We start from the raw sequence: 22256 nt of genomic DNA on the forward strand, positions 1-22256 counted from the left end.
TCGGTATGTTTGGGGAAATACAGCAAATATTAATGGCTAATTTACTATTTTTTCGATGCCATAATTTTGATTTCTATACTATAGCAGTTCTCGTAAATAATCATTTTACAAGACGACGGTCTAATACATCGATGTCAGGAGGTTGAACAGTTATGGTCAAAGTAGGAAGAGCAGGGTTTATATATCTTTGTTCTTGCCTAAGCATTGTTCCAAAATGAAGCAAATTTAATTAGAGTGGCAACACATTAAAGAAGATGAATTAGCTGCGACATTAATTGAGATTACAAAGTGTTGAAAAATTTATGATTTTTCTTGAATTCTTTTAATTAGGTTTAGTGCCTTTTCATAATCATCTTTTCTTGCTTGTTTCTGAAATAAGTCGGCGGCTTTTTGTAAATCTTGTATCGCACCCTGCTTATCTCCTAATATCGCTCGCGCAATACCAAGGTTGGCGTAGGCTTCAGCATAGTCTGGGTTGATTTTTATAGCCTGGTCGTAATCGGCGATCGCACCCTGCTTGTCTGCTAAGCTCGATCGGGTGACACCTCGGTTATAGTAGGCATGAGCATTGTTGGGGTCAATTTTTAGGGCTTGGTCGTAATCGGCGATCGCACCCTGCTTGTCTCCCAATTGATCGCGGACTAAACCTCGGTTGTAGTAGGCTAACGCATAATTAGGGTCAATTTTCAGGGCTTGGTCAAAATCTGCCTTCGCACCCTGCTTGTCTCCTAATTTTGCTCGGGCGATACCCCTGCCCATATAGGCATTGGCATAATTAGGATTAAGCTTAATTGCTCGATCGCAAGCCTCTACAGCGCCCTGATAATCTCCTTGGTGGTACTTCTGTCCAGCCAAATTATAAAATTCCTCCGCCGTCATCCCAGGCGCCCCAGCCTCACTCACAAGCTGCACGGACAAATCCACTCGATCGTAATGCTCAATCTGTGCCGCCGCGATCGATTTAGCTTCTCTGGCGTCAACTGCGGGGTGGTGGGCGATGAAAATAGTTGCAGTTAAACCAATTAATGTTGCTGGTATTCGGTGATGTAAGTTCATAATTTTAGTTAAAAATTTATTTTTTCCGAACTGTCAAATCTGAGAAATCCTGTGTTATACCAAACAGTAAATATTTTTGATATGGCAATCATAAATCAATACGCTTGGGTTAAGACCGTCCGGTCAATAAAACGATATGAAAAATAGACTCTGCGTTGGCGCGTGCCTGCCCGTTGGCGAAGCCGCCCTGAAAGGGCTAGGGCTTATGCTTCGTTCCTCTCTTCGGACAATTGCTAACCCAAGCGTATTGAATCATAAATGATTTAGATAAATCTGTAGGGGTAGTACCTTTCTTTGCCTACCCTCCTACTTATACTCTTTTTTGCAAAAAGTTGTTTTTGGTAGTGCGAGTTCAAGAGGGCGCACTACCCAAGTTAGCGTGTTCGATGCTCTCTAGATTATTGAGGACTTGACGGTGTGCCTTGAATTTTTTTAATTAACTCTAGCACCTTTTGAGAACTCTCATTGTCTCCTTGTTTCTGAAATAAGTCGGCGGCTTTCTGAAGATCTGCGATCGCTTCTTGCTTGTCTCCTAATTGTGCGCGTACACCACCCCGGCCTATGTAGGCTGGTGCATTATTGGGGTCAATTTTTATGGCTTGGTTGTAATCGGCGAGGGCAGCTTGATTGTCTGCTAAGATATACAGGATAAAACCCCGCTTGATGTAGGCTTCAGCATATTGGGGGTCAATTTTTATGGCTTGGTTGTAATCGGCGATCGCAGCCTGATTGTTTTTTAACCTTAAGTGGGTAACACCCCGGTTCAAGTAGGCTGAGGCATTTTTGGGGTCAATTTTTATGGCTTGGTCGTAATCGGCGATCGCACTCTGGCTGTTTCCTAAATCATCCCGGGCATTACCCCGACCGATATAGGCATTGGCAAAATTAGGATTAAGCGCAATTGCTCGATCGTAAGCCTCTATAGCACCCGGATAATCTTTTTCGCGGTACTTCTTGACACCCAGATTATAAAATTCCTCTGCTGTTTGCTCGTTCCCCAGAGGCTTGCTGGCCACACGCACAGACAAATCCATTCGAGCATAACTATCACTGATTGATTTGGCAGAGTTTGTTGCAACTGCGGGCGGCTGGGCGATGATAATAGTTGCAGTTAAACCAATTAATGCTGCTGGTAGTCGTCGATTAAAATTCATGATTTTAGTTGATGGTTGAGTGTGGTTTTATAACTGTCAAAGCTGAAAGTTTCTGCGATTCTAGCGACTTTCAGATATTAGATTAAGGAAAATTTTATGTTGTCCCTTGAATTCTTTTAATTATCTTTAGTACCTCTTGGTACATCTCTTTGTTTCCTTGTTGCTGAAATAAGTCGGCGGCTTTCTGAAGGTCTGCCACCTCTCCCTGTTTGTCTCCTAAGCTCGATCGCGTAATAGCACGGTTGAGATAGGCAAAGGCATAGTTGGGGTTAATTTTCAGGGATTTTTCGTAATCGGCGATTGCTCCCTGTTGGTCTCCTAATTCATCGCGAACATTACCCCGACTGGTATATACCGCAGCATCGTTGGGGTTAATGTTCAGAACTTGGTTGTAATCGGCGAGGGCACCCTGCTTGTCTCCCAATTGATAGCGAGTTTTCCCGCGGTTGTAGTAGGCTTTGGCATCGTTGGGATTAATTTTCAGAACTTCGTTGTAATCTTGTATCGCACCTTGCTTGTCTCCTAATCTATTGCGGGCATTGCCTCGATTGCCGTAGGCTTCGGCATACTTAGGATTAATTTTCAGGGCTGCGTCGAAATCGGCGATCGCACCTTGGTTGTCTCCTGAGCCTGAGCGGGCAATCCCTCGGTTGTAGTAGGCATTAGCATAGTTGGGGTCAATTTTCAGGGCTGCGTTGTAATCTGCGATCGCACCCTTATTGTCTCCTGAGGCTGAACGGGCATTACCGCGATCGTTATAGGCAGAAGTATAATTAGGATTAAGCGCAATTGCTCGACTGTAAGCTTCTATCGCACCCTGATAATCTCCTTTGTCGTACTTCTGTCCACCCTGATTGTAAAAATCCTCCGCTGTTTCCCCTGCCGCCGATAGCTCACTCGCAACTTGGACAGACAAATCCACTCGATCGTAAGTATCAATCTGCCCAGTAATTGATTTAACAGTGATTGATTTAGCTTCTCTGGCGTAAACTGCCGGGGATTGGGAGATCAAAATAGTTGCAGTCACACCAATTAATGTCGCTGGTAGTCGGCAGAGTAAATTCATAGTTTAAGTTGAAAATTGAGTAGTGGGCGAGACAGTTTGATCCTCAAAAGTTTTATCTTGGCATGGATCGATGCGGTCAATAGTTTAGTTGTTTATGGTACAATACGGTTGACTTAAGAACAATCTGACTTTCAAGAAATGCCTGTATTGCCTAGAAAATCTTGAGATGACATTCGTCAAAAAGCGTTAAGTCCACCGTATTGGTTTATGGTGATTCTTGAAGTCTATTAATTATATTTATTGCCTTTTCGTAAAGAACTTTATTGCCTTGTTTCTGAAATAATTCTGTGGATTTCTGAAGATCTGCGATCGCACCCTGCTTGTCTTTTAACCTCGATCGAGTAATCCCCCGATTGTAGTAGGCTAAAGCATAGTTGGGGTTAATTTTCAGGGCTTGTTCGTAATCGGCGATCGCACCTTGACTGTCTCCTGAGTCATCCCGGACATTGCCCCGATTGACATAGGCGGTGGCATTGTTGGGGTTATTTTTGATGGCTTGGTCGTAATCTGCGATCGCACCCTGTCTGTCTCCTGACTCATCGCGGAGATTGCCTCGATTGATATAGGCATTAGCATCATTGGGCTTAATTTTTATTGCCTGGTCAAAATCTGCCTTCGCACCCTGCTTGTCTCCTGAGTTCGATCGGACAACACCGCGATCGTTATAGGCCTCGGCATAATTGGGGTTGAGTTTAATCGCTTGAGTGTAAGACTCTATAGCACCCGGATAATCTCCTTGTTTGTACTTCTCTACAGCCTGATTGTAAAATTCTTCCGCTGTTTGGTTTTGTGTCAAAACCTCACTCGCTACCTGCGCGCCTAAATCCACCTTCGTTGAAGCCAACAATCTGAAATTTTGGTCGATTGGAATTCTCAATGAAAAGCTTTTATTTTCGGCATAACTCGGTTGACAATTTACTAAACCTGTGGTTGTTGAAACAACTAATCCTGTCAACAGTCCAGTCAAGATTTTAAACTTCATCCTAATCTCCACCTTTTGGTAATTTCAAGCAACTATTTTGACATCTGCGGTTATTTAGGCGATCGCCTCCACCAGCGTTGTCAAATCCGGCACTTCTAAATCCGGCTGGGCGCTGGCCGGCAGTGTCGCACCAAATCCTGTTCGATCGTATCTCCGATTTACCCAAACTGTCGATATTCCCATATATGAGGCTGGTACAATGTCGTGATACAGGCTTTGAGCGACGTGCAGGAGTTTTGACGGTGGTATGCCCATTTTCTCGATCGCCATTTCAAAGTTGCGAGTTGACGGTTTGTACGATCGTACTTGTTCCGCCGTAATTACCCAATCGAATTCAACTTTTAAATGTTTGGCAGTACCAACAAACAAATCGTCATCAATGTTGGAAATTACCGCCAATTTATATTTTTGCTTGAGCGCTCTCAAAGCTGCAACTGTATCCGGGAAAGGCTGCCAATTTTTTATCGATTCAACCAAACAATTAATTTCTGTTGCCGACTCTGTTTCTGTCGGTTCAAAACTAAATTTTTTACCAATTTTTCTGACTATTTCTTGCAGGATTTCCCGATATTTGATATACTCACCCTTGTCTTTTTCCAGTTCCGATTCAAACTCAGCAAACATTTCTAAAGTTCCCTCATCGCTAAAATCGATTTCGCGGTTGGACAGCAACTGTTTCAAGACTGGTAATATCCCACTTTCCCAATCTATGAGAGTGCCGTAGCAGTCAAAACTCACAACTTCAAATTGATTAAAATCTAACATCTGTCATTCCTCCTATTTTATCGAGACTGAGCCAGTCCAACCTATAGAAACCGATTTTTTACAGGAATTAAAGGCGATCGACCAGTTTCTTAGGAAAAAACCCGGTTTCTGAGCAGCAATCCGTAAGTCCTGTTGATTCTATTTTACGGTTGATATTCAGCAAAAATTTCAATTTTGCCGACAATATTGCGATTGAAGTCTGCCAACTCTTCTGCTGGAATCCAATACTCTTGGTGAATCGAACTGCCGACTGTTTGGACGGGATATTTATTCAAGAATTCAGCCAAAACTCTAAACCTGGTTACATAACCAAAATATCCCGATGCTGCATCTTTGGTATTCCAATCTCGTGCAATTTGTATGGCATATGCTTTGTGAAGTACGGGATAAAAAATAGGCTGGAAAGACAGTCGCGGCGGAAATACCAGAAAATCGCTTTCTTTAATTAATTCCATTTCTTTTTTTCCGACTGCTCTAAACAGAGTTACCGTCTCTTTATCTGATATGTTTATATTTTTAAACCAATCTTTCCAAGCCTCCCAATTGTGAATTATTTTAGCCACTTCCTTGTAACCAGCAGCCCGAGGATGGGAACCGTCATTGTTGGTAAGTTCTTCGATCCAAATCTCTGATTTTTCCAGCGGGGTACAAATATCTAAATAAGGCACATTTAACTCGCTACAAACTTGGGAAAACTGCTCGGATAAACTGGCTATTCTGATTGTGCGCTCGACATCAATAACTGGCGGCGGCCCTATCATTAAGACTGGCACTCTTTCTTTCGCAGAGTTGAGAATATAGCGGAGATTTTCAATTGACTTTTCAAGTAAGACGCGAGTTTTTCCGTTTTCAAAATAAGTGTCGTTGACGCCAAAGGAAAATACTATTCTGCCGTCGCAGTAGTGAGGTAAGCGACAAGAAATTTCGCTGAACCACCGAGTTTCTATATCCGTACTGGTTTCTCCCCGCACTCCTAAATTATAGTAGGTGATATCCTGTCTTTGCCCGCTGGCTGCCGCACAAACACGTCCTGTCCAACCAAGATATTTGGGGTCGCCTGTACCATTGACAAAAGAGTCGCCGATAAAACAAATACGCATATTATGTCTGGGAATGGGGAATGGGGAATGGGGAATGGGGAATGGGGAATTGGGAATTGGGAATTGGGAATGGATAATTGGGAATTGGGCGGAGCGAAGGGATTGGCCAAACAGGGAATTGAGAATTGGGAATTGGTTATTTTTTATTAGAAAAACTCCTCACAAGTAACCACTAACCACTAACCACTAACCACTAACTATTAACTACTAAGCTGTTGGGCATCTTAATTGTATTTTTTGGGCGGTTTCTGGGAGCCACCACACGGGTGCATCTCACTCACTTTTGGGGAGGGCGAAGCATGACCGCATATAAATTATTAGTTATAATCCCATATTGACTGCGGTCATGCTTCGCCCCTACAAACATATTTGTTAAAACCAGATGCACCCCACCCACAAGCATTTTATCAAACTTGACTGCACAATTTAAATGCACTTGGGCTTAACCACTAACCACTAACTATTAACTATGAACGATTACCCATTATCGATTACCAATGCCGTATGCCCTGTTTGCCCAATTCCCATGAATTTAGTTTTTGCCGGTGACGGACAATCCCTCTACAATTACAGATGGTGTGTGGCAAGAACCGTTCCACTCGGAGTCTCCTCCTAATTCTACCAATTGTTTGAGGACGCTGTAGACGTTGCCGGCTACCATGGTGTCTTTGATTCTGCCGATTATTTGACCTTTTTTGACTCTGTAGCCGAGATCGACGTTAATTGAAAAATCGCCGGAAATTCCGGCACTGCCGCCGAGCATTTGATCGATGACAATGCCGTCGTCTAATTGAGTGATTAAGTCAATTAACGATCGCTCTCCTGGTTTAATCAAAACATTAAACAAACTCGGCGTTGGATAGCTGCCCAAACCGGGGCGAAATCCGTTGCCGGTGGTGCCGCTTCCCAAGGCTCGACCGGTGGTGCGATCGGTATAAAATAGCTGCAATACTCCGCTGTTGATAAAGACGATCGCCCGAGTGGGAGTACCTTCGTCATCAAAAGGACAGCTATAGGGCCCGATATCCGGCTGCTGCGAGAGAGTGACAAGGGGCGATGTTACTTGTTGGCCCAATCGATCGTTCCAAGGAGAAGCGCCTTCGAGTACCTGTTTACCATTCAACGCCGCACAGACAGTCCCCCACAGCAAATCGGCTGCTTTGGCTGTAAACAGTACCGGCACGCGGCCCGTGGCGGGGGCTACATTTTCTTTCGCCCATTCCAAACGCTGCAAAACGCGCTTGGCGCTGGTGGTTAAGTCGAGGGTGCCGCGTTCGGTTTCGCCATCCCAAATGTTGAGGAAATCTTCGCCGCGGACTAATTCTGCTGACAAATAACCGCTGAGGGTGGTGTCGGTGTGGCTAGAATCCAAGCCTCTGGTGTTCAGCAAGCGGGTGCTTTCGATTTCGCAGTCGAGTTCGGCGGTGCAGAGGCTTTCGGGATAGGCTTCGCGGACGATCGCGATCGCCTCTTTTCCCCAGTTTACTAACTGTTCGGCTGGGATTGACACTCCGCGATCGGGATACACAACTTTGTCACCGGTGCCGAGTTCGATGGTTTCCGGCTCGTTGAGTTGCGAAAGTGCGATCGCGCGATCGACCAAAATCTGCGGTTCCACGGGCCCGTAGGCCACCGCCAAACCCGGCCGCCCGTCCCGCCACAGCCGCAGCGCAATGCCTTCTGCTTGGGCAGTTTCTAGCTGTTTGAGGCGGTTTGCTTCAAAAAAGACCGGCCGCGAGAGCGATTGCGATTCCAATACCTCAGCAGCTTCGGCACCTGCTTTGGTGGCTAATTCTAGCAGTTGTTCTGCTGATTGGTGATTGGTCATTGTTGTAGTTGACAGTTGACAGTTGACAGTTGACAGTTGGCAGTTGACAGTTGACAGTTGGCAGTTGGCAGTTGGTAGTTGACTGTTGTCATTTGTCGGTTGTCATTTGTCATTGGAAGCAATTACCGATTGCCAATTACCAATTACCGATTGCCAATTACCAATTACCAATTACCGATTACCAATTACCAAATTTTTGCGACCGATGCCAGATCGGTTATTGCCAAGGGATCGACTAATTAGTTAGTTAATTAGTTAGTTCGTGCAGCAGCCAAAATCCTGCAAAAGATTCCGATTGTGGATTCGACTGAATTGCTAAAAAATGTACTTGTTTTGCTTGCTTTTTCGCCGCTTCAAATCCTTTCGCTTCTTTCTCAGTTGCTGAGTCTCTGAGATTAGCTATAATCCAGCGATCGTTAGCTCCCGTATCTAATACCAGCCTAGGGATAGGGGCGCTATCATATCTGAGAAAAGCTAATTCCAAACCCGACATCCAACCTGCTAAAGCCGTTGCTCTCGATGAGTAGATGATTAATCCTGGAATTTGTGTTTCCGGGGCGAGGCGTGTCATCGGGAGTCCGAAAGCTTCGCCAAATCCAATATCCCACTCGGACATTTCGTCAAAAGCTGCGATCGGCAAACTCACAAACGACCATTTTTCGCCGATTAAGGCATCCGGCAGCGCTATGGGCGTTTCGGGTACAAATTGAACGGTGGGGTTCACAACCGGCTGATAACCCGGTTCGGCGGGATAAACGTCTTGCATCCGTTCTTCCAGCCACAGGCTGAGGGCGAGGGTGCGGCGGCTGGAGGCTGAGGGAATATCCAATTCCTCGCAGGCTTTGGTAATCATGTTCGCCATTTGGCGGCGAAAAAAGCGGATTTTTTCGGGTGGTTTCGGTGCAGAGGCGATCGCATCTTTAATTGCACCAGCCAGCCACAGGGAATTCACGGTTGTACTGGGGCAGAATTGCGAATAGCGAAACAGAGATTCTGCCTTGTCGCCTACATTCAGCGGGCTTTCGCAAATCAACACTTCCCATTTTTTTTTCTCTCGCTCGTCTAGGATTGGACGGCTGTAAAAGTCGAGTTCCCAAATAGTAGCCATGCCGCGCTGTTAAAAATTAATCCTTTCTCATGTTACCTGACATCGGGCAGGTTTCTGATGAGTGAGAATTTAAGACTGATTTTCAATTGCGGGCGATCGCGATTACCAAAGAAATGGGTTTAAAGCCCCGTCTTTCAAGACGGCTTTTCTTGATTCTGGATATAGCGTTTGAGGACTTCCAGTGGCGCTCCTCCGACAGAAGCAGCAAAATAGCTAGGACTCCATAAAGCTTCTTTCCCGCAAGGCTTTGGAAACCCCTCTTGTCCATATTTCCTGCTAGAAACGCCCTTGAGTGCATTCACCATAGCAGAAATCGATAGCTTGGGAGGATACTCGATCAAAGCGTGGATGTGGTCGCTTTCTCCATTAAACTCTCGAATCTGAAAATTCATCTTCTTAGCCACATCCCTAAACGACGCTTCAATCACCGCAAGGCTGTTGGCAGTAAATACCGACCTACGATATTTGGTCACACAGACCAAGTGAATTTTCAGATCCGTAATGCTGTGCCTTTCTTTGCGAAGAAGAGTTTTCATCTTGAGCGCACCGATGTATAATTGAGCAACAGACCAACTATAGCACCTCAACGTGAAAGCCAGATATCGCTACCGATTCTACCCAACAAACCAGCAACGACAAAGCTTAAGTCGGTTGTTCGGCTGCGTCCGGGTAGTTTGGAACGATGCGTTGGCTTTGTGCAAGGCTTCCTCCAAATTGTCAAGCAACGGAGATTTGCAGAAATTGCTTATCACTGAAGCGAAAAAGACTGAAGAAAGGTGCTGGCTGTCAGAAGTTTCAGCAATACCATTGCAGCAGTCCATCGCCGATTTAGGTGTTGCTTATAAAAACTTTTTTAGCTCTCTCAATGGCAAGCCCAAAGGCAAAAAGTTAGGCAGTCCCAGGTTTAAGAAAAAGACCAATCAGCAATCGGCAAGACTAACTCGCGGCGGTTTTTCAATTAACAATGAAACGGTTTACTTGGCAAAAATTGGGAGTGTAAATCCAATTTGGTCAAGAGAACTGCCGTCTGAACCTAGTTCTGTAACAGTAATTAAAGACTGTGCCAACCGTTATTTTCTCAGTTTCGTGGTCGAGATCGAACCAGTCAATATCAATCCTAAAAACCAAAGCATTGGGATTGACCTGGGGATAAAAACCTTCGCGTTCATGAGTGATGGCACAAAAGCTGAAAGCCCAATCTACACAAAGATTGACCGCAAAGTGAGGAAGTTGCAGCGCAAGTTGAGCCGACAAGAAAAAGGCTCCAGAGGCTGGGAAAAGACTCGGATTAAAATAGCCAAAACGCACAACAAAATTGCGGACACGCGCCAAGACTTCCTGCACAAGCTATCGACTAAAGTGGTCAGCGAAAACCAAGCCATCATCTTAGAAGACTTGAATGTGTCGGCAATGATGAAAAACCGCAAACTTTCTAGGGCAATCAGCCTTCAGGGTTGGCGACAATTCAGAGTATTTTGCGAGGCTAAGTCGGTCAAATACGGCAGAGAGTTTGTAGTAATTAGTCGTTGGGAACCGACCAGCCAAGTTTGTTCCGAATGTGGATACAAATGGGGCAAGCTAGACTTAAAAGTGCGGTCAGTGCAGTGCGTAAATTGCGGGGCTACACACGACCGCGACGAGAATGCCGCCAAGAATATAAATAAAGTCGGGATGGGGAATCGCCACGACTCTAAATGCACGTCGAGACGGAGTAAAACTATTTCGGTAGTATCTGTCGGTGAAGCGTGAAGAATCCCCGTCCGCGACGGTCGGGGAGTATTTCAACTAACTAATTATGCCTCTGCCTACTTGGCGGGCGATCGCACTTTCCCCAAAAATACCGCTCTCCCTCGCCGCTTCCCGTCTAAATTTCCGCAGCACCACCCAACCGGACACATTAGCAATTGCGATCGTAACAGTTCCCCAGCAATCTCAACCCGCGATATTTGTTAAACTTGTCGAAGCCAAGGAAAACTCAAACTATAGCTTGATCCCATGAGACAAATCATTCTCGACAAGATTGTTTCAACCCTACAACCTTTAGATTTTGTTCTCGCTTTGTGGCAGGGAGGTTCAGCAGCCCACGGCTACACAGACGAATGGTCAGACCTCGATATTGCAGTTGTGGTTGCAGATAACTGCGTCGAACAAACCTTTGAGATTGTGGAAAAAACCCTCGCCGAAATTTCCGAAATCGAACTCAAATATCGAGTTCCAGAACCTGCTTGGCACGGTCAATCCCAGTGCTTTTGGCGACTCAAAGAAACCCCACCGTTCTTGCTAATTGATTTTGCCGTTTTCCGGCGCAGCAGCCGCAACGATTTTCTGGAAATCGAGAGACAGGGACAGGGTGCATCTGGGTTTGGCGAATACATCCGTAGGGGCGAAGCATGACCGCAGAAAATATGGGATGATAACTAATAATTTATATGCGGTCATGCTTCGCCATGCACCCCAGGGACAAGTCCCGATCGCTTTTGACAAAGCCAATTTAATTGTACCGCCTCATTTGGATACAAACAAGCATCTTTCCCAAATGCAAGCCAGATTCAACGAAATCAAAATTCGTTTTGATTTGCTGCAACCTCTGGTCAAAAAAGAGATATATCGCGGTCATTTAGGAATAGAAATTAAATAACTTAAGCAAATTTGTGGGATGGGCGGGAGAGCCCGTGCAGAAAGGACGGGCTCTCCCGCCCATCCCACAACAATCATCGGACGCTTTTACCCTTGGTGGAACGGGAGCATCTCAGGCAAGGCGAATATATCCGTAGGGGCGAAGCATGACCGCAGAAAATATGGGATTATAACTAATAACTTATATGCGGTCATGCTTCGCCCTCTTCAAAAGTGAGATGCACCCGGTGGAACTCTTGGGCATGATATACCGTCCCCACAGATACGACTTTAAACTCAAATATTTCACCCGAGATTTTCCGGCCGCAATAGTCGATCGCGTCACACCGCTTTTCTGCATTGCCAATCTGGAAGATTTAGCAGCAAAACAGCAAACAGCCGAGGCTTTTTTTGCAGATACATTACCGCAGGCAGAAGCTAAATTATACTCTAATACCAATTCTCAAAATTAGTAGTAGGGTGCGTCAGCCACTTCTGGCTCCCCACCTAAAAATTAGGCTCCTCGCTGACGCACCCTACAATATCTTCGATCCTTCAACCGCAGATGTCAGACAGATGCAACACAGATAAACGCAGATAATTTCCGGGTGTTTTCCGATTTTTGTAAGAGGTCTATTATACTCTAATACCAATTCTCAAAATTAGGGAAACAGGACTGCCGTTTCGACCCAGAGATGACCGACAAGGCACTGCAATTTGCCACGCAGATCGCGAAAACGGTAAAACCAGTTTATCAAGGTAATATGAAAGTTTTAACAATTGGCATAAAATTTAGGATTGTAGCAATATACTGTCAATCTTGTGCAAGAATATCCTATTAAACCTAGAGGGCTGAAGCCCAACAACGTACCTCATCTTTTTGAGAACCGCTATAACCTAAAGTGCTAAAGATTTCGTTCCCAAAGCGATTAATATAGTAGCAGCAACCTTAAAGATTAACATCCCATGACAAAACTCAGCGTCAACATCAACAGAATCGCCCTCCTCAGAAACTCTAGAAATATCGGCATTCCCAGCGTTACCGAAGCTGCAAAAACAGTAATCGCCGCTGGAGCGCACGGCGTCACAGTCCATCCCCGCCCCGACGAAAGGCACATCAAAGCTGCCGATGTTTACGAATTAGCCAAAATGCTAACCGTCGAGTTCAACATCGAAGGAAATCCGTTTCAGCCGCCATTTATGGATATAGTTTGCGATGTCAAACCGGCTCAGTGTACCTTAGTGCCAGACGCTCCAGACGTGCTCACCTCGGATAGCGGTTGGGATATTCCCGAAAATCGCGATCGCCTCTTACCAATTATTGAAAAATTAAAAGACAACGGCATCAGAGTCAGCTTGTTTATGGACGCAGATGCTGCTCTCATGCCCCTAGCCAAAGAAGTTGGAGCAGACCGAGTAGAGCTGTACACGGAACCCTATGCAACTGCTTTTCGTGAAGGGAATGTAGAATCTGTTTTTCAACAGTATGTTTTAGCAGCTAAAGCGGCTCAATCTGTAGGTTTGGGAGTGAATGCCGGACACGATTTAAATTTGCAAAATTTAGCTAAGTTTTGCTCTATTCCTGATATACTAGAAGTCTCGATCGGTCACGCTTTAATTGCGGAAGCGTTAGAAATGGGCTTGTCGAACACAGTAGAAGCTTACCTAAAGATTCTGTCGGGTTCCTAGTACAAATAAACCTCGCTGTAAAAGCCCGGTTTTGCACAAAAATCGCAACTAAACCCGCCTGGAGAAACGCTACTCGCCTCTAAGCGCTCTCTACAAAATAGAGTTTGTGCGATCGCCCGCAACAGCTAACAGTAGAAACCGTCACCCCCTGCGGGTGATAGCGGTTTTCTAGTAGCAAGCTAAATCCCGGAGCGAAGATACCGGGTTTTTTGGGCGTTGGCATTTTTTGGGGCCAACTCCCCGATAAAAGCTTTAATTTTCCTTGACCAAATTACTAATATTTTCACCGATACTATGCTGTCAGGAGTATGATTAAAATGTCACGGCAAACTGAGGCTACCACTTAGCTCCCGCATTGTAAATTTGCTACCAGTAGGTTTGGTGCAAGTACGGGAAATTCAGGTATCCTCTATACTGCTGTAGCCGATCGCGATCGCGCCTACTTAATCCGGTGCAAACAGGCAAACACAAGTAACCATATACAACTCCTTACCCCTGCCAAGTGCGACATGAAAAAACTAATTTTACTGACTGGAATGCTACTCATGATGACGGCAAAATCCGTATTTGCCAGCCCTGTAGCCCCCAAATTTGAACCGAGCGAGCGGATGGCCGCTGCGGAAATTACACAAACTGTTAATACACCCGTTACTTCTGTCCTAGTTGCTAAGCAAGAACCGATCGAGCCAACATCAGTTACCCCAGCCCCGGTTGCGAAGCTAGAGCCGATCGAGCGAATGTCAACCTCGGAAATTCGAGCCACCATCAGCCAACCAACCACCTATATTTTTGAAGGCGTCAAAGGGCGAGAACTCACACTCTCGCTGTGGGCGGGAAAACTGACAGCCCAACTGTACAGCCCCAACGGTCAAAATCTGGGAGTTGTTGACAAAAGTGACAATCAGTGGATAGGTCAGTTGCCAGAGTCCGGCATTTATCGCGTGCGAGTTACTCCGAAAGGTGAGACTAGCGCCTTCGTACTCGAACGCGACTTTAACGCCAAGTGGACTTATAGGCCCGATCGCGCACTTCCCATAGCATACGGGGAAACAGAAGCCACAGTTAGGCTCAAAATGTCCGGCTACCAAATCCAGCCCCTGACAGTTCCCGGAAAACAGGGACAGACAATCACCGTGAATGCTAGCAACAAAAATCTCGATGTGGCGATCGAATCTCCATCGGGACAACTCCTAGATCAAGGCGAAGGTCAAACTTTTGCTCAACTCCCCGAGTCTGGCACCTACAAGGTGCTGATAGTTGCCAACAGGCCAGTTAAATCCTCGATCAGAGTTGCGGTGCGATAGATCGAGATAGATAGCAAAAACATTCTTGATGGCGATCTAAATTTCCCTCGCCCAACCACAAAAGCTCGCCCGAAACGCGAGCTTTTTTTTTGCGTAAAATCAACCGCCCAGAACTTCAACAGTTGACAGTTGACAGTTGACAGTTGACAGTTGATCTTTGGTAGGGGCAGTGGATGGTGCGTGCCTGCCCTCTTAGTTGACCTGTGACAGTTTGAGAATAACCTCTACCCTTAAGTCCGAGTATTGGAGTAATGAATAGTCTGATTTTAATTTCTCCCGCTCCGGCGGGCGGGCTTTCAACCAATTCTTTCTGGTTAGTTATATCAATTCTGGTTACACCGAAATGATGTTGACAGTTAACTGTTAACTGTTAACTGTTGATTGTTGATTGTTGGCGGATTAAACAATACCGATGCAACCGGAAACAATATTAGGGGAGCATCTCAGTTTTGGAAAAAGCATTTTTTTTACAGTGCGAGCGTCCCCGCTCGCGAGTAGTGTACAGCTCGCGAGCGAGACGCTCGCACTGCGCTATAATTTCGATTTAACGTAACTGACAACTGTCAACTGACAACTGTCAACTGTCAACTGACCTCTCAACCTTCGATCAGTGCTGCAAAACGTTCTTGTTTCCAAATACAGCTTAAATCGGAGTCAGCTACAGCTAGCTCTCGGTATAAATTAGGCATAAATTCCACAGCCCGCTGCAAATTGTCAAGGGCCAAATCAGCAAAGCCCAGCAGCGCATAACAGCAAGCTTGATTGTAAAAAGCGTTAGCAAAATTAGGATTGATTTCTAAGGTAGTTTCATAGCAAGCGATCGCCTCTGAATAGCTACCTTGCCGCGCCAATTCCACACCCCGATTGTACCAAATCAAATAATCCTCAAAGATACACTCTGATGTGGGAGTGAACTTGGCATTTTTCTGATTTAAGCCGACTAATTTTTGCAAAGCAATTCGTCGCTCGCCTACAGCTTCGGCTCTGTCCGGTTTCAGAGCGATCGATCGACTAAAACTAGCCACTGCTTGCTTGTAAAGTCCCATGGAGTTGGCAGCTAGACCGCGATTGTACCAAGCCTTGGCATCATCTGGGTTAAACTCGATCGCGCGATCGAAACTGTTGAGCGCCTGATAGTAAAGCTTGAGTTCCAACAGAGCATTCCCTCGGTTGTACCACGCCCAAGGCGCCTCTGGCTGCAAGCTCAAAGAGCGATCGAAACTCAGAACCGCCTTCTGGTAAAGCCCCATATCAATTAGCAAAAGTCCCCGGTTGTGCCAAATACTCGCCGCATATGGGTTGAACTCCAGAGCCCTGTCAAAACTGTTAAGAGCCTCCAAAAAGCGGCCCAACTTTCCTAAAGCAATAGCCCGGTTGTGCCAGCCAAAGCTCGCATCCGGCTGCACCGCCAAGGCCTCATCAAAACTTGAAAGCGCCTCTAAGTGTCGTTCTAAGTTGCCCAAAGCCATACCTCGCCCGAACCAAGCCTTATAATGATCCGATTGCAAGTTCACAGCTCTGTCAAAATTCGCCAGAGCACTATCATGATCGTTAGCTTCGAGGTGGCGCGAACCCAGATGATAATACCAAGCCGCTTCCAAGTTTTGAATTAAGTTCATAATACTTCGCATCTATCTTAGGGATGATTCTACACGAAAAATGCCCGGAGTTAAACTGTAATTTGACTACAAATCAGAAAATTTTGATACAGGGCGATCGCCCGTACAAACAGCCATTAACAACCTCAACAATTGACAGTTGAAACCGACTATTTTCCTCTCATCAAATGCTCTTTTAGCTAACCACACTCATCACTGGTTGGAGCTGCTGCAAATCTCAGGCTGGCGCGAGTCACGCAACTATTACCAGAAAGAATTGGTTGAAAGCCGTAACCCCGATCGGGAGAAATTAAAATCAGACTATTCATTACTCCAATCCTCGGACTTAAGGGTAGAGGTCGCTCTCAAACTGTCAACTGTCAACTGTCAACTGACACTAAAAGTGCAAATCTCGTAGTGCCAATAGATCCAACTTCTGCTTACCCAATTCAAGCAACCACAACCGCTGTTTGAGCAGTCTCGCTCAACAGCAACCTGCCTGAAGCATCAATACTAAAATCCTTCCCCAGCACAAAACCCTTGCCCATCAAGCGCTTGCAAACAACCAGCGCCGTAATGCGGCGAATTTCTTCCATCACATCAGCAGGAATCAAATAACTCAAACTCCAGATCACCGACTCACAGTCAGACCAAATCAAGCGCTCAATACTGACAATCATCAAAGCAGCTACGCTGTCTGTTGACAGCCGCCCTCTGAGATCTGCAATCAAATCTTTACCAATTAAGCTATTGCGAGTCATCATCGCTCTAGCCATCTTTCCAATTTCTTGTTCGAGTTCTAAATGATTCATGCTTGGCACTGGCTGTTATGTTTTTAAAGCACTAATCGGAGTAAAAACAGTGACTGCTACCAGGCTCTGCTCTAGGGTAGCTGACGCAGGCTCTACCGCAACTCCTTTTAACAAAGTATACCTAAAGAAAGATTAAAAATGTATCTAAAGGCAGATACTAAAATTTATTTTTTTTATCATAAATGGATGAAAAACTTCCCACAACAGTTGGTCTGAGCAGCAACTCAGAGCCTGAGGCAAGTTAAGAATTGGTAAATTCGATACATAATAAAGATGTAGTTGCTTCGGAGAAAAAATAGCAATGGCTGCACAAGGGCCAGATATCGATATTGCCCCCTATATCGACCACGCCCTCATCGATCCGGGCGCCACTCCCGAGCAAGTAGAACACTGCTGCCAACAAGCAGAAAGATTTGGGTTTGCCACAGTTTGCGTGTATCCCGCCTACGTGCGACAAGCGGTAAGTCTTCTGCACGGCACAAAGTCAAAAGTTTCGACAGTCATAGGTTTTCCCACGGGAGCAACCACATCAGCAGTCAAACTCTACGAAGCTCTAGAAGCGGCAGACAGCGGAGCCGTTGAGTTAGATGTCTCGGTCAATTTAGGATTGTTGAAAGCCGGAAAAAGCGACGAATTTCACCGGGAATTGGCCGAAATTTGCGAAGAAACCGGACTAACTATCAAGGCGATTATCGAATGCTCGATGCTTTCTGATGAGGAAAAACAATTAGCGGCTGAGCTTTGCATGGAGGCGGGCGCCGTTTATATCAAAACTAACACGGGCTTTTTTGGTGGGGCGACAGTTGAAGATGTACGGTTGTTGAAGGAATTTACTAAGGGAAGAGTTGGTATTAAAGCGGCCGGAGGAATTCGCACTCACGAACAAGCTATAGATTTGATCGTGGCTGGTGCGACTCGTTTGGGGACTTCTCGCGGCCCGGAATTAATCCGCCAGCGAGATAATTTAAATCAGACTCATTAGTGATGGAAAGGTACGTAGTTGCGCTTGAGCGCTCTTTCATATATCTAAGAAAAGAGCGCTAAAGCGCAACAACATACCTCAAAATTAATTCCTAGTCATTAGTGATGGAAAGGTACGTAGTTGCGCTTGAGCGCTCTTTCATATATCTAAGAAAAGAGCGCTAAAGCGCAACAACATACCTCAAAATTAATTCGTATAAGAGTGCCGTTGTAAATCTAAAATCTATAATCTAGTGACTCGAACTTACAAAGCAATTGGAATCAATCTTAAGAGTGCGCCGATCGGCGAATCCGATCGCCTGCTGACAGTTTTGACGCGGGAATTCGGCTTAATTAAAGCCGTAGCACCGGGTGTTCGCAAACAACGATCGAGCATTGGCGGTAGAAGCGAATTATTTGTAGTCAACGAATTGCTGATTGCCAAAGGTCGATCGCTCGACAAGATTACCCAAGCGTCCACCGTCGAATCCTATCCGGGTTTGAGCCGCAATCTCGGAAAACTCTCCGCCGCGCAATATTTGGCCGAATTGGCGATCGCCAGCGCCCTTTCCGACGAACCGCAAGAATCACTTTTCTTTTTGCTGGGGGAACACTTGAGCCGTTTGGAGCGTTTGTCCGATCGCACAGAAATTGAATCCGCCGCCCTGCTAGTCGCCCATCTAGCCCAGGGTATTTTTCACTTGCTAGCCCTAGCAGGCCTCGCGCCCCAAGTCCAAGTCTGCTGTGCCACCAGAGTGCCACTCATCCCAAATTTCACAGATCCGAACTGGCAAACCGGGTTTAGTATACCCTCTGGGGGAACCTTCAGCTTGCCAGAGCTAGCTAACCTAGAGGCAGAACTTTCCTCACAAACTGGCAGCCTGTACAGATCCAGCTCCCGTTCCCGGCAAACGAGCGACAGCAAACACTTGACAAATTTCCATATTAATGCTAAAGAATTAGCTGCACTGCAACAGTTGGGGAGTGCAGAACTAGGAGAGGGGATTGCCGATCGGGGGACTTGGATATCAGTAGAAAATATTTTGCGGCAATATGCCCAGTATCATTTAGGTTGCACGATTCGATCGGGAAGCTCGATCGACACGTACTTGGAGAGTTTTGAGTTTTAAATTTTGAATCTCGTGGAGTAAAAATCTCACCCAGCTTGCGGGATATCCGAACCTGTAAGCAATTTCAGGTAAATGCTCAAAATTCTTGCAAAACTAGATAATAAGAAAAGTTACGAGTTATTAAATTTAGAGGTTAACGCCTCAATTTGAAATTCCCATCCCCCCAAGCTCAACCATCCCAGGCGATCCACCCCAAATCCTATGATGCGACTGTCCGATACTGATTTGAGAAGATCTATTTTAGCTGTGACCCACCACAAGATGGAAGAACGAGAAAATTTTCCAGATTTTAACTCATCGCCCGTCTTTGCCGATCGACAATGGAGTAACGCCCAAGACCCAGAAATGGACAAATATCCCACAAATCCAGAAACAGACTGGAACAACGGCAACAGCCAGCAACCAGAAGCCATCCCCGCGCTGTCAACAGCAGCAACCGCAGCAGAACTCGCGGAAGCAGCAGGCGAAACTCCCGAGCAAGAAACCGGATTTCTGCCGGTGCTCAAAAACCGAAATTTTCTAGCGCTGTGGAGCGGGCAAGTTTTTTCGCAACTAGCAGATAAAGTTTATCTCGTACTGACGATCGCCCTGGTAGCCAGCAGATTTCAAGCGCCAGATCAAACCATCAGCAGGTGGGTATCGGCAATCATGATCGCCTTTACCATACCTGCGGTGTTATTTGGGGCTGCTGCGGGCGTATATGTCGATCGTTGGTCAAAAAAAGCAGTGCTCGTAGCCACAAACCTGCTGCGGGGAGGCTTCGTCTTGACATTGCCTTTGCTGTTGTGGCTCTCCGACGGCTGGGAACTCGGTCAACTACCGCTCGGATTCTGCCTGCTGCTGCTAGTAACATTCCTAGTTTCCACCCTAACTCAATTTTTCGCCCCAGCAGAACAGTCAGTAATTCCCTTAATTGTTGAACGCCGCCACCTGCTATCGGCAAACTCGCTCTACACCACAACCATGATGGGTTCGGTGATTATCGGCTTTGCAGTCGGAGAACCCTTACTAGCCTTAGCCGACACTCTATTTACCAATCTCGGTGGCGGACTCGGCATCGGCAAAGAATTAGTAGTCGGCGGAAGTTACGCCTTCGCCGGAGTGCTGTTGCTGTCGATGAAAACAGGCGAAAAAAACGAAGTCGAACACGAACCGCCGCATCCCCTAGCAGATTTAAAAGACGGTTTGCGTTACATCAACGATCAACCGAAAGTCCGCAATGCTTTAATTCAACTAATTATTCTATTTTCCATTTTTGCAGCCTTAGCAGTTCTAGCGGTGCGGCTGGCAGAAATCCTGCCCGGTATGAAAGCGTCGCAATTTGGATTTTTGCTGGCTGCGGTGGGCGTCGGGATGGCTGCTGGGGCGACGACTGTCGGCTATCTCGGCCACAAATTTTCTCATTCCCAACTTAGTTTAATCGGATCTGTTGGTATGGCAGTTGCTCTGATGGGTATTTCTGCATTTACACACCATTTGTGGATCTCGGTGCTGTTCATTACCCTGTTGGGTTTGTTTGCTTCGTTGGTGGGAGTGCCGATGCAGACGACAATTCAAGCAGAAACCCCAGAAGAAATGCGGGGAAAAGTTTTCGGGCTGCAAAACAATGCGACTAATATCGCTTTGAGTTTACCATTAGCTTTAGCGGGAGTAGCAGAAACATTTCTGGGTTTGCCGACGGTATTTTTGGCTTTAGCGGGATTGGCGATCGCAGGTGGCGTCTTAACCTGGTATATTTCCCGTAGCACTAATAGCAAAGTCGATCGAATTTAAAACATAACAAACTCTGATTTACTCGAATGCACATCGCTTGGCTAGGAAAAAAATCACCTTTTTGCGGTAATGTAACTTACTCCAGGGAAGTCACTAACGCCTTATTAGACCGGGAATACCAGGTCAGTTTCCTGCACTTTGCCCAAGAAGCGGGCCAAATTGACAGGAATAATGCCGCGTGGAGCGTAGCAAATGGAAAATGGGGAAGTGGAATTACTCCAACTTCATATACCAATTCGCTTTCGCCCGCGAGTTGCAACGAAGTTTCTTTACCCTGTCACTACAAATCGCAAATTTATACGATTCCAACTCTCAAATCCCGCACAGTGTTGATGAAGTCTTTGCGGCGGCTGAAACCGGATGTTGTTCACGCTTCCCTGACGCTTTCGCCCCTAGACTTTTTGCTGCCGGAAATTTGTCAGGAATTGAATTTGCCTTTGGTGGCGACTTTTCACCCGCCGTTCGATCGCAAATTGCGGAATTTGACATCGGGAACCCAACACCTGATGTATCAACTGTACGCTCCGTTTTTGGCTAACTACGACTCGACGATCGTCTTTTCTTACATTCAGCGAGATATTTTGGTGAAGTTGGGAGTGCCGGAAGAACGGGTAGCTGTGATTCCCAACGGCGTAGACGCCCAGAAGTATTCGCCCGGGCCTTCGGGGTTGAAGTCGGAATTAAAAGCCGATCGCATATTTGTATATCAAGGCCGCATTGCCCCCGAGAAAAATGTTGAGGCTTTGCTGAAGGCCTGGAAACAATGTAATTTTGGCCCTGGCAACGTATTGGCGATCGTAGGCGACGGGCCCCTCGCCGCCTCGCTGCAACTGTCCTACGGCGAAGAGGACGGCATTGTATGGCTCGGATTTGTCGCCGAGGAGGAACGCCGGATCGAAATTCTGCGCGGTGCAGATGTATTTATTCTGCCTTCTTTGGTGGAGGGATTGTCCCTGTCGCTGCTGGAAGCGATGGCCTGCGGTTTAGCTTGCTTGGCAACGGATGCCGGTGCTGACGGCGAGGCGTTGGAGGAAGGCGCGGGGATAGTTTTGAACACTCAGCGGGTGCGGAGTCAGTTACTAACTTTGCTGCCGTTGTTTTGCGATCATCCTGAGTTTGGAATGCTGCTGGGCCAAAAAGCGCGCCAACGGGCGATCGAGCGCTACACTCTCAGTCAAAATATTACTGAGTTGGAAAAGCTTTATGCAGAAGTTTTGCAGAGGCAGCGCGTGCCAGTTCGCGGTTTAGCATGATTTAGCAGGAACAAGAAAAGGAAGAATGCTCGTCCCCAGGCAGAGCCTCTGGGTATCGGTTC

Annotated in this window: 25 protein-coding genes; 12 read left to right on the forward strand and 13 right to left on the reverse strand. The window is 46.3% G+C overall.

Annotated features, from left to right (window positions below):
• Positions 1-300 precede the first annotated feature (300 nt).
• The 6 genes from JGK36_RS24670 to JGK36_RS24695 all read right to left on the reverse strand — a co-directional run bounded on the left by JGK36_RS24670 (position 301) and on the right by JGK36_RS24695 (position 6123).
• On the reverse strand, positions 301-1056 hold the full coding sequence (locus tag JGK36_RS24670) for a tetratricopeptide repeat protein (protein ID WP_293185144.1): 756 nt from the start codon (positions 1054-1056) through the stop codon (positions 301-303).
• A gap of 398 nt (positions 1057-1454) precedes the next feature.
• The gene (locus tag JGK36_RS24675) at positions 1455-2210 is read right to left on the reverse strand and encodes a tetratricopeptide repeat protein (RefSeq protein WP_293193390.1); all 756 of its coding nucleotides are present in this window, start codon (positions 2208-2210) and stop codon (positions 1455-1457) included.
• Positions 2211-2304: 94 nt separating this feature from the next.
• On the reverse strand, positions 2305-3276 hold the full coding sequence (locus tag JGK36_RS24680; protein ID WP_293198333.1) for a tetratricopeptide repeat protein: 972 nt from the start codon (positions 3274-3276) through the stop codon (positions 2305-2307).
• A 205-nt stretch (positions 3277-3481) separates the two neighbouring features.
• On the reverse strand, positions 3482-4258 hold the full coding sequence (locus tag JGK36_RS24685; RefSeq protein WP_293185149.1) for a tetratricopeptide repeat protein: 777 nt from the start codon (positions 4256-4258) through the stop codon (positions 3482-3484).
• Between the two features lie 54 nt (positions 4259-4312).
• Positions 4313-5023 (reverse strand): haloacid dehalogenase type II, encoded by a 711-nt coding sequence (locus JGK36_RS24690; RefSeq protein ID WP_293198334.1) that lies wholly within the window; start codon positions 5021-5023, stop codon positions 4313-4315.
• Between the two features lie 143 nt (positions 5024-5166).
• On the reverse strand, positions 5167-6123 hold the full coding sequence (locus JGK36_RS24695; RefSeq protein ID WP_293198337.1) for a GDSL-type esterase/lipase family protein: 957 nt from the start codon (positions 6121-6123) through the stop codon (positions 5167-5169).
• A gap of 3 nt (positions 6124-6126) precedes the next feature.
• Here JGK36_RS24695 and JGK36_RS24700 point away from each other — a divergent pair, with 3 nt between their 5' ends.
• A complete protein-coding gene (locus JGK36_RS24700) occupies positions 6127-6273 on the forward strand; it encodes a hypothetical protein (RefSeq protein WP_293198340.1) in 147 nt (48 codons plus the stop codon).
• A gap of 382 nt (positions 6274-6655) precedes the next feature.
• On the opposite strand, the gene JGK36_RS24705 is transcribed toward JGK36_RS24700, so the two are convergent.
• The 3 genes from JGK36_RS24705 to tnpA form a co-directional block, all read right to left on the reverse strand.
• Positions 6656-7951, reverse strand: coding sequence for a TldD/PmbA family protein (locus JGK36_RS24705; RefSeq protein ID WP_293185156.1), 1296 nt, complete (start codon positions 7949-7951; stop codon positions 6656-6658).
• Positions 7952-8198: 247 nt separating this feature from the next.
• Positions 8199-9059 (reverse strand): Tab2/Atab2 family RNA-binding protein, encoded by an 861-nt coding sequence (locus JGK36_RS24710; protein ID WP_293185160.1) that lies wholly within the window; start codon positions 9057-9059, stop codon positions 8199-8201.
• Positions 9060-9193: 134 nt separating this feature from the next.
• Positions 9194-9595: an IS200/IS605 family transposase gene (gene tnpA / locus JGK36_RS24715; protein WP_293185162.1), complete on the reverse strand. Its 402-nt coding sequence runs from the start codon at positions 9593-9595 to the stop codon at positions 9194-9196.
• 52 nt (positions 9596-9647) lie between these two features.
• On the opposite strand from tnpA, the gene JGK36_RS24720 reads away from it, so the two are divergent.
• The 6 genes from JGK36_RS24720 to JGK36_RS24745 all read left to right on the forward strand — a co-directional run bounded on the left by JGK36_RS24720 (position 9648) and on the right by JGK36_RS24745 (position 13364).
• Positions 9648-10808 (forward strand): transposase, encoded by a 1161-nt coding sequence (locus JGK36_RS24720; protein ID WP_293185163.1) that lies wholly within the window; start codon positions 9648-9650, stop codon positions 10806-10808.
• 46 nt (positions 10809-10854) lie between these two features.
• Positions 10855-11058, forward strand: coding sequence for a hypothetical protein (locus tag JGK36_RS24725; protein ID WP_293198342.1), 204 nt, complete (start codon positions 10855-10857; stop codon positions 11056-11058).
• Positions 11055-11453, forward strand: a complete 399-nt coding sequence (locus JGK36_RS24730) for a nucleotidyltransferase domain-containing protein (RefSeq protein ID WP_293198344.1) — start codon at positions 11055-11057, stop codon at positions 11451-11453. The genes JGK36_RS24725 and JGK36_RS24730 overlap by 4 nt, the downstream gene beginning before the upstream one ends.
• Positions 11454-11469: 16 nt before the next feature.
• On the forward strand, positions 11470-11697 hold the full coding sequence (locus tag JGK36_RS24735; RefSeq protein ID WP_293201155.1) for a hypothetical protein: 228 nt from the start codon (positions 11470-11472) through the stop codon (positions 11695-11697).
• Positions 11698-11938: 241 nt separating this feature from the next.
• Positions 11939-12148: a hypothetical protein gene (locus JGK36_RS24740; RefSeq protein WP_293198351.1), complete on the forward strand. Its 210-nt coding sequence runs from the start codon at positions 11939-11941 to the stop codon at positions 12146-12148.
• Between the two features lie 493 nt (positions 12149-12641).
• Positions 12642-13364, forward strand: a complete 723-nt coding sequence (locus JGK36_RS24745) for a pyridoxine 5'-phosphate synthase (RefSeq protein WP_293185167.1) — start codon at positions 12642-12644, stop codon at positions 13362-13364.
• A gap of 79 nt (positions 13365-13443) precedes the next feature.
• Here the strand turns inward: JGK36_RS24745 and JGK36_RS24750 are convergent, their stop codons facing one another.
• A complete protein-coding gene (locus JGK36_RS24750; protein WP_293185168.1) occupies positions 13444-13587 on the reverse strand; it encodes a hypothetical protein in 144 nt (47 codons plus the stop codon).
• 286 nt (positions 13588-13873) lie between these two features.
• On the opposite strand from JGK36_RS24750, the gene JGK36_RS24755 reads away from it, so the two are divergent.
• Entirely contained in the window at positions 13874-14668 is a 795-nt protein-coding gene (locus JGK36_RS24755; protein ID WP_293185169.1) for a hypothetical protein, read from the forward strand.
• Between the two features lie 596 nt (positions 14669-15264).
• On the opposite strand, the gene JGK36_RS24760 is transcribed toward JGK36_RS24755, so the two are convergent.
• The 3 genes from JGK36_RS24760 to JGK36_RS24770 form a co-directional block, all read right to left on the reverse strand.
• Complete coding sequence (locus JGK36_RS24760; protein ID WP_293185170.1) at positions 15265-16287, reverse strand: tetratricopeptide repeat protein; 1023 nt, start codon at positions 16285-16287, stop codon at positions 15265-15267.
• A gap of 179 nt (positions 16288-16466) precedes the next feature.
• Positions 16467-16595: a hypothetical protein gene (locus JGK36_RS24765; protein ID WP_293185171.1), complete on the reverse strand. Its 129-nt coding sequence runs from the start codon at positions 16593-16595 to the stop codon at positions 16467-16469.
• 120 nt (positions 16596-16715) lie between these two features.
• Complete coding sequence (locus JGK36_RS24770) at positions 16716-17078, reverse strand: hypothetical protein (protein WP_293185172.1); 363 nt, start codon at positions 17076-17078, stop codon at positions 16716-16718.
• Between the two features lie 301 nt (positions 17079-17379).
• On the opposite strand from JGK36_RS24770, the gene deoC reads away from it, so the two are divergent.
• The 4 genes from deoC (at position 17380) to JGK36_RS24790 (ending at position 22194) form a co-directional block, all read left to right on the forward strand.
• Positions 17380-18060, forward strand: coding sequence for a deoxyribose-phosphate aldolase (gene deoC, locus JGK36_RS24775; protein ID WP_293185173.1), 681 nt, complete (start codon positions 17380-17382; stop codon positions 18058-18060).
• Between the two features lie 232 nt (positions 18061-18292).
• Entirely contained in the window at positions 18293-19168 is an 876-nt protein-coding gene (recO, locus tag JGK36_RS24780) for a DNA repair protein RecO (protein WP_293185175.1), read from the forward strand.
• A gap of 201 nt (positions 19169-19369) precedes the next feature.
• A complete protein-coding gene (locus JGK36_RS24785) occupies positions 19370-20941 on the forward strand; it encodes an MFS transporter (protein ID WP_293198353.1) in 1572 nt (523 codons plus the stop codon).
• Positions 20942-20967: 26 nt separating this feature from the next.
• The gene (locus JGK36_RS24790) at positions 20968-22194 is read left to right on the forward strand and encodes a glycosyltransferase family 4 protein (RefSeq protein WP_293185178.1); all 1227 of its coding nucleotides are present in this window, start codon (positions 20968-20970) and stop codon (positions 22192-22194) included.
• Positions 22195-22256 lie beyond the last annotated feature (62 nt).

This window comes from Microcoleus sp. PH2017_35_SFW_U_B (assembly GCF_020737865.1).
GTDB lineage: Bacteria > Cyanobacteriota > Cyanobacteriia > Cyanobacteriales > Microcoleaceae > Microcoleus.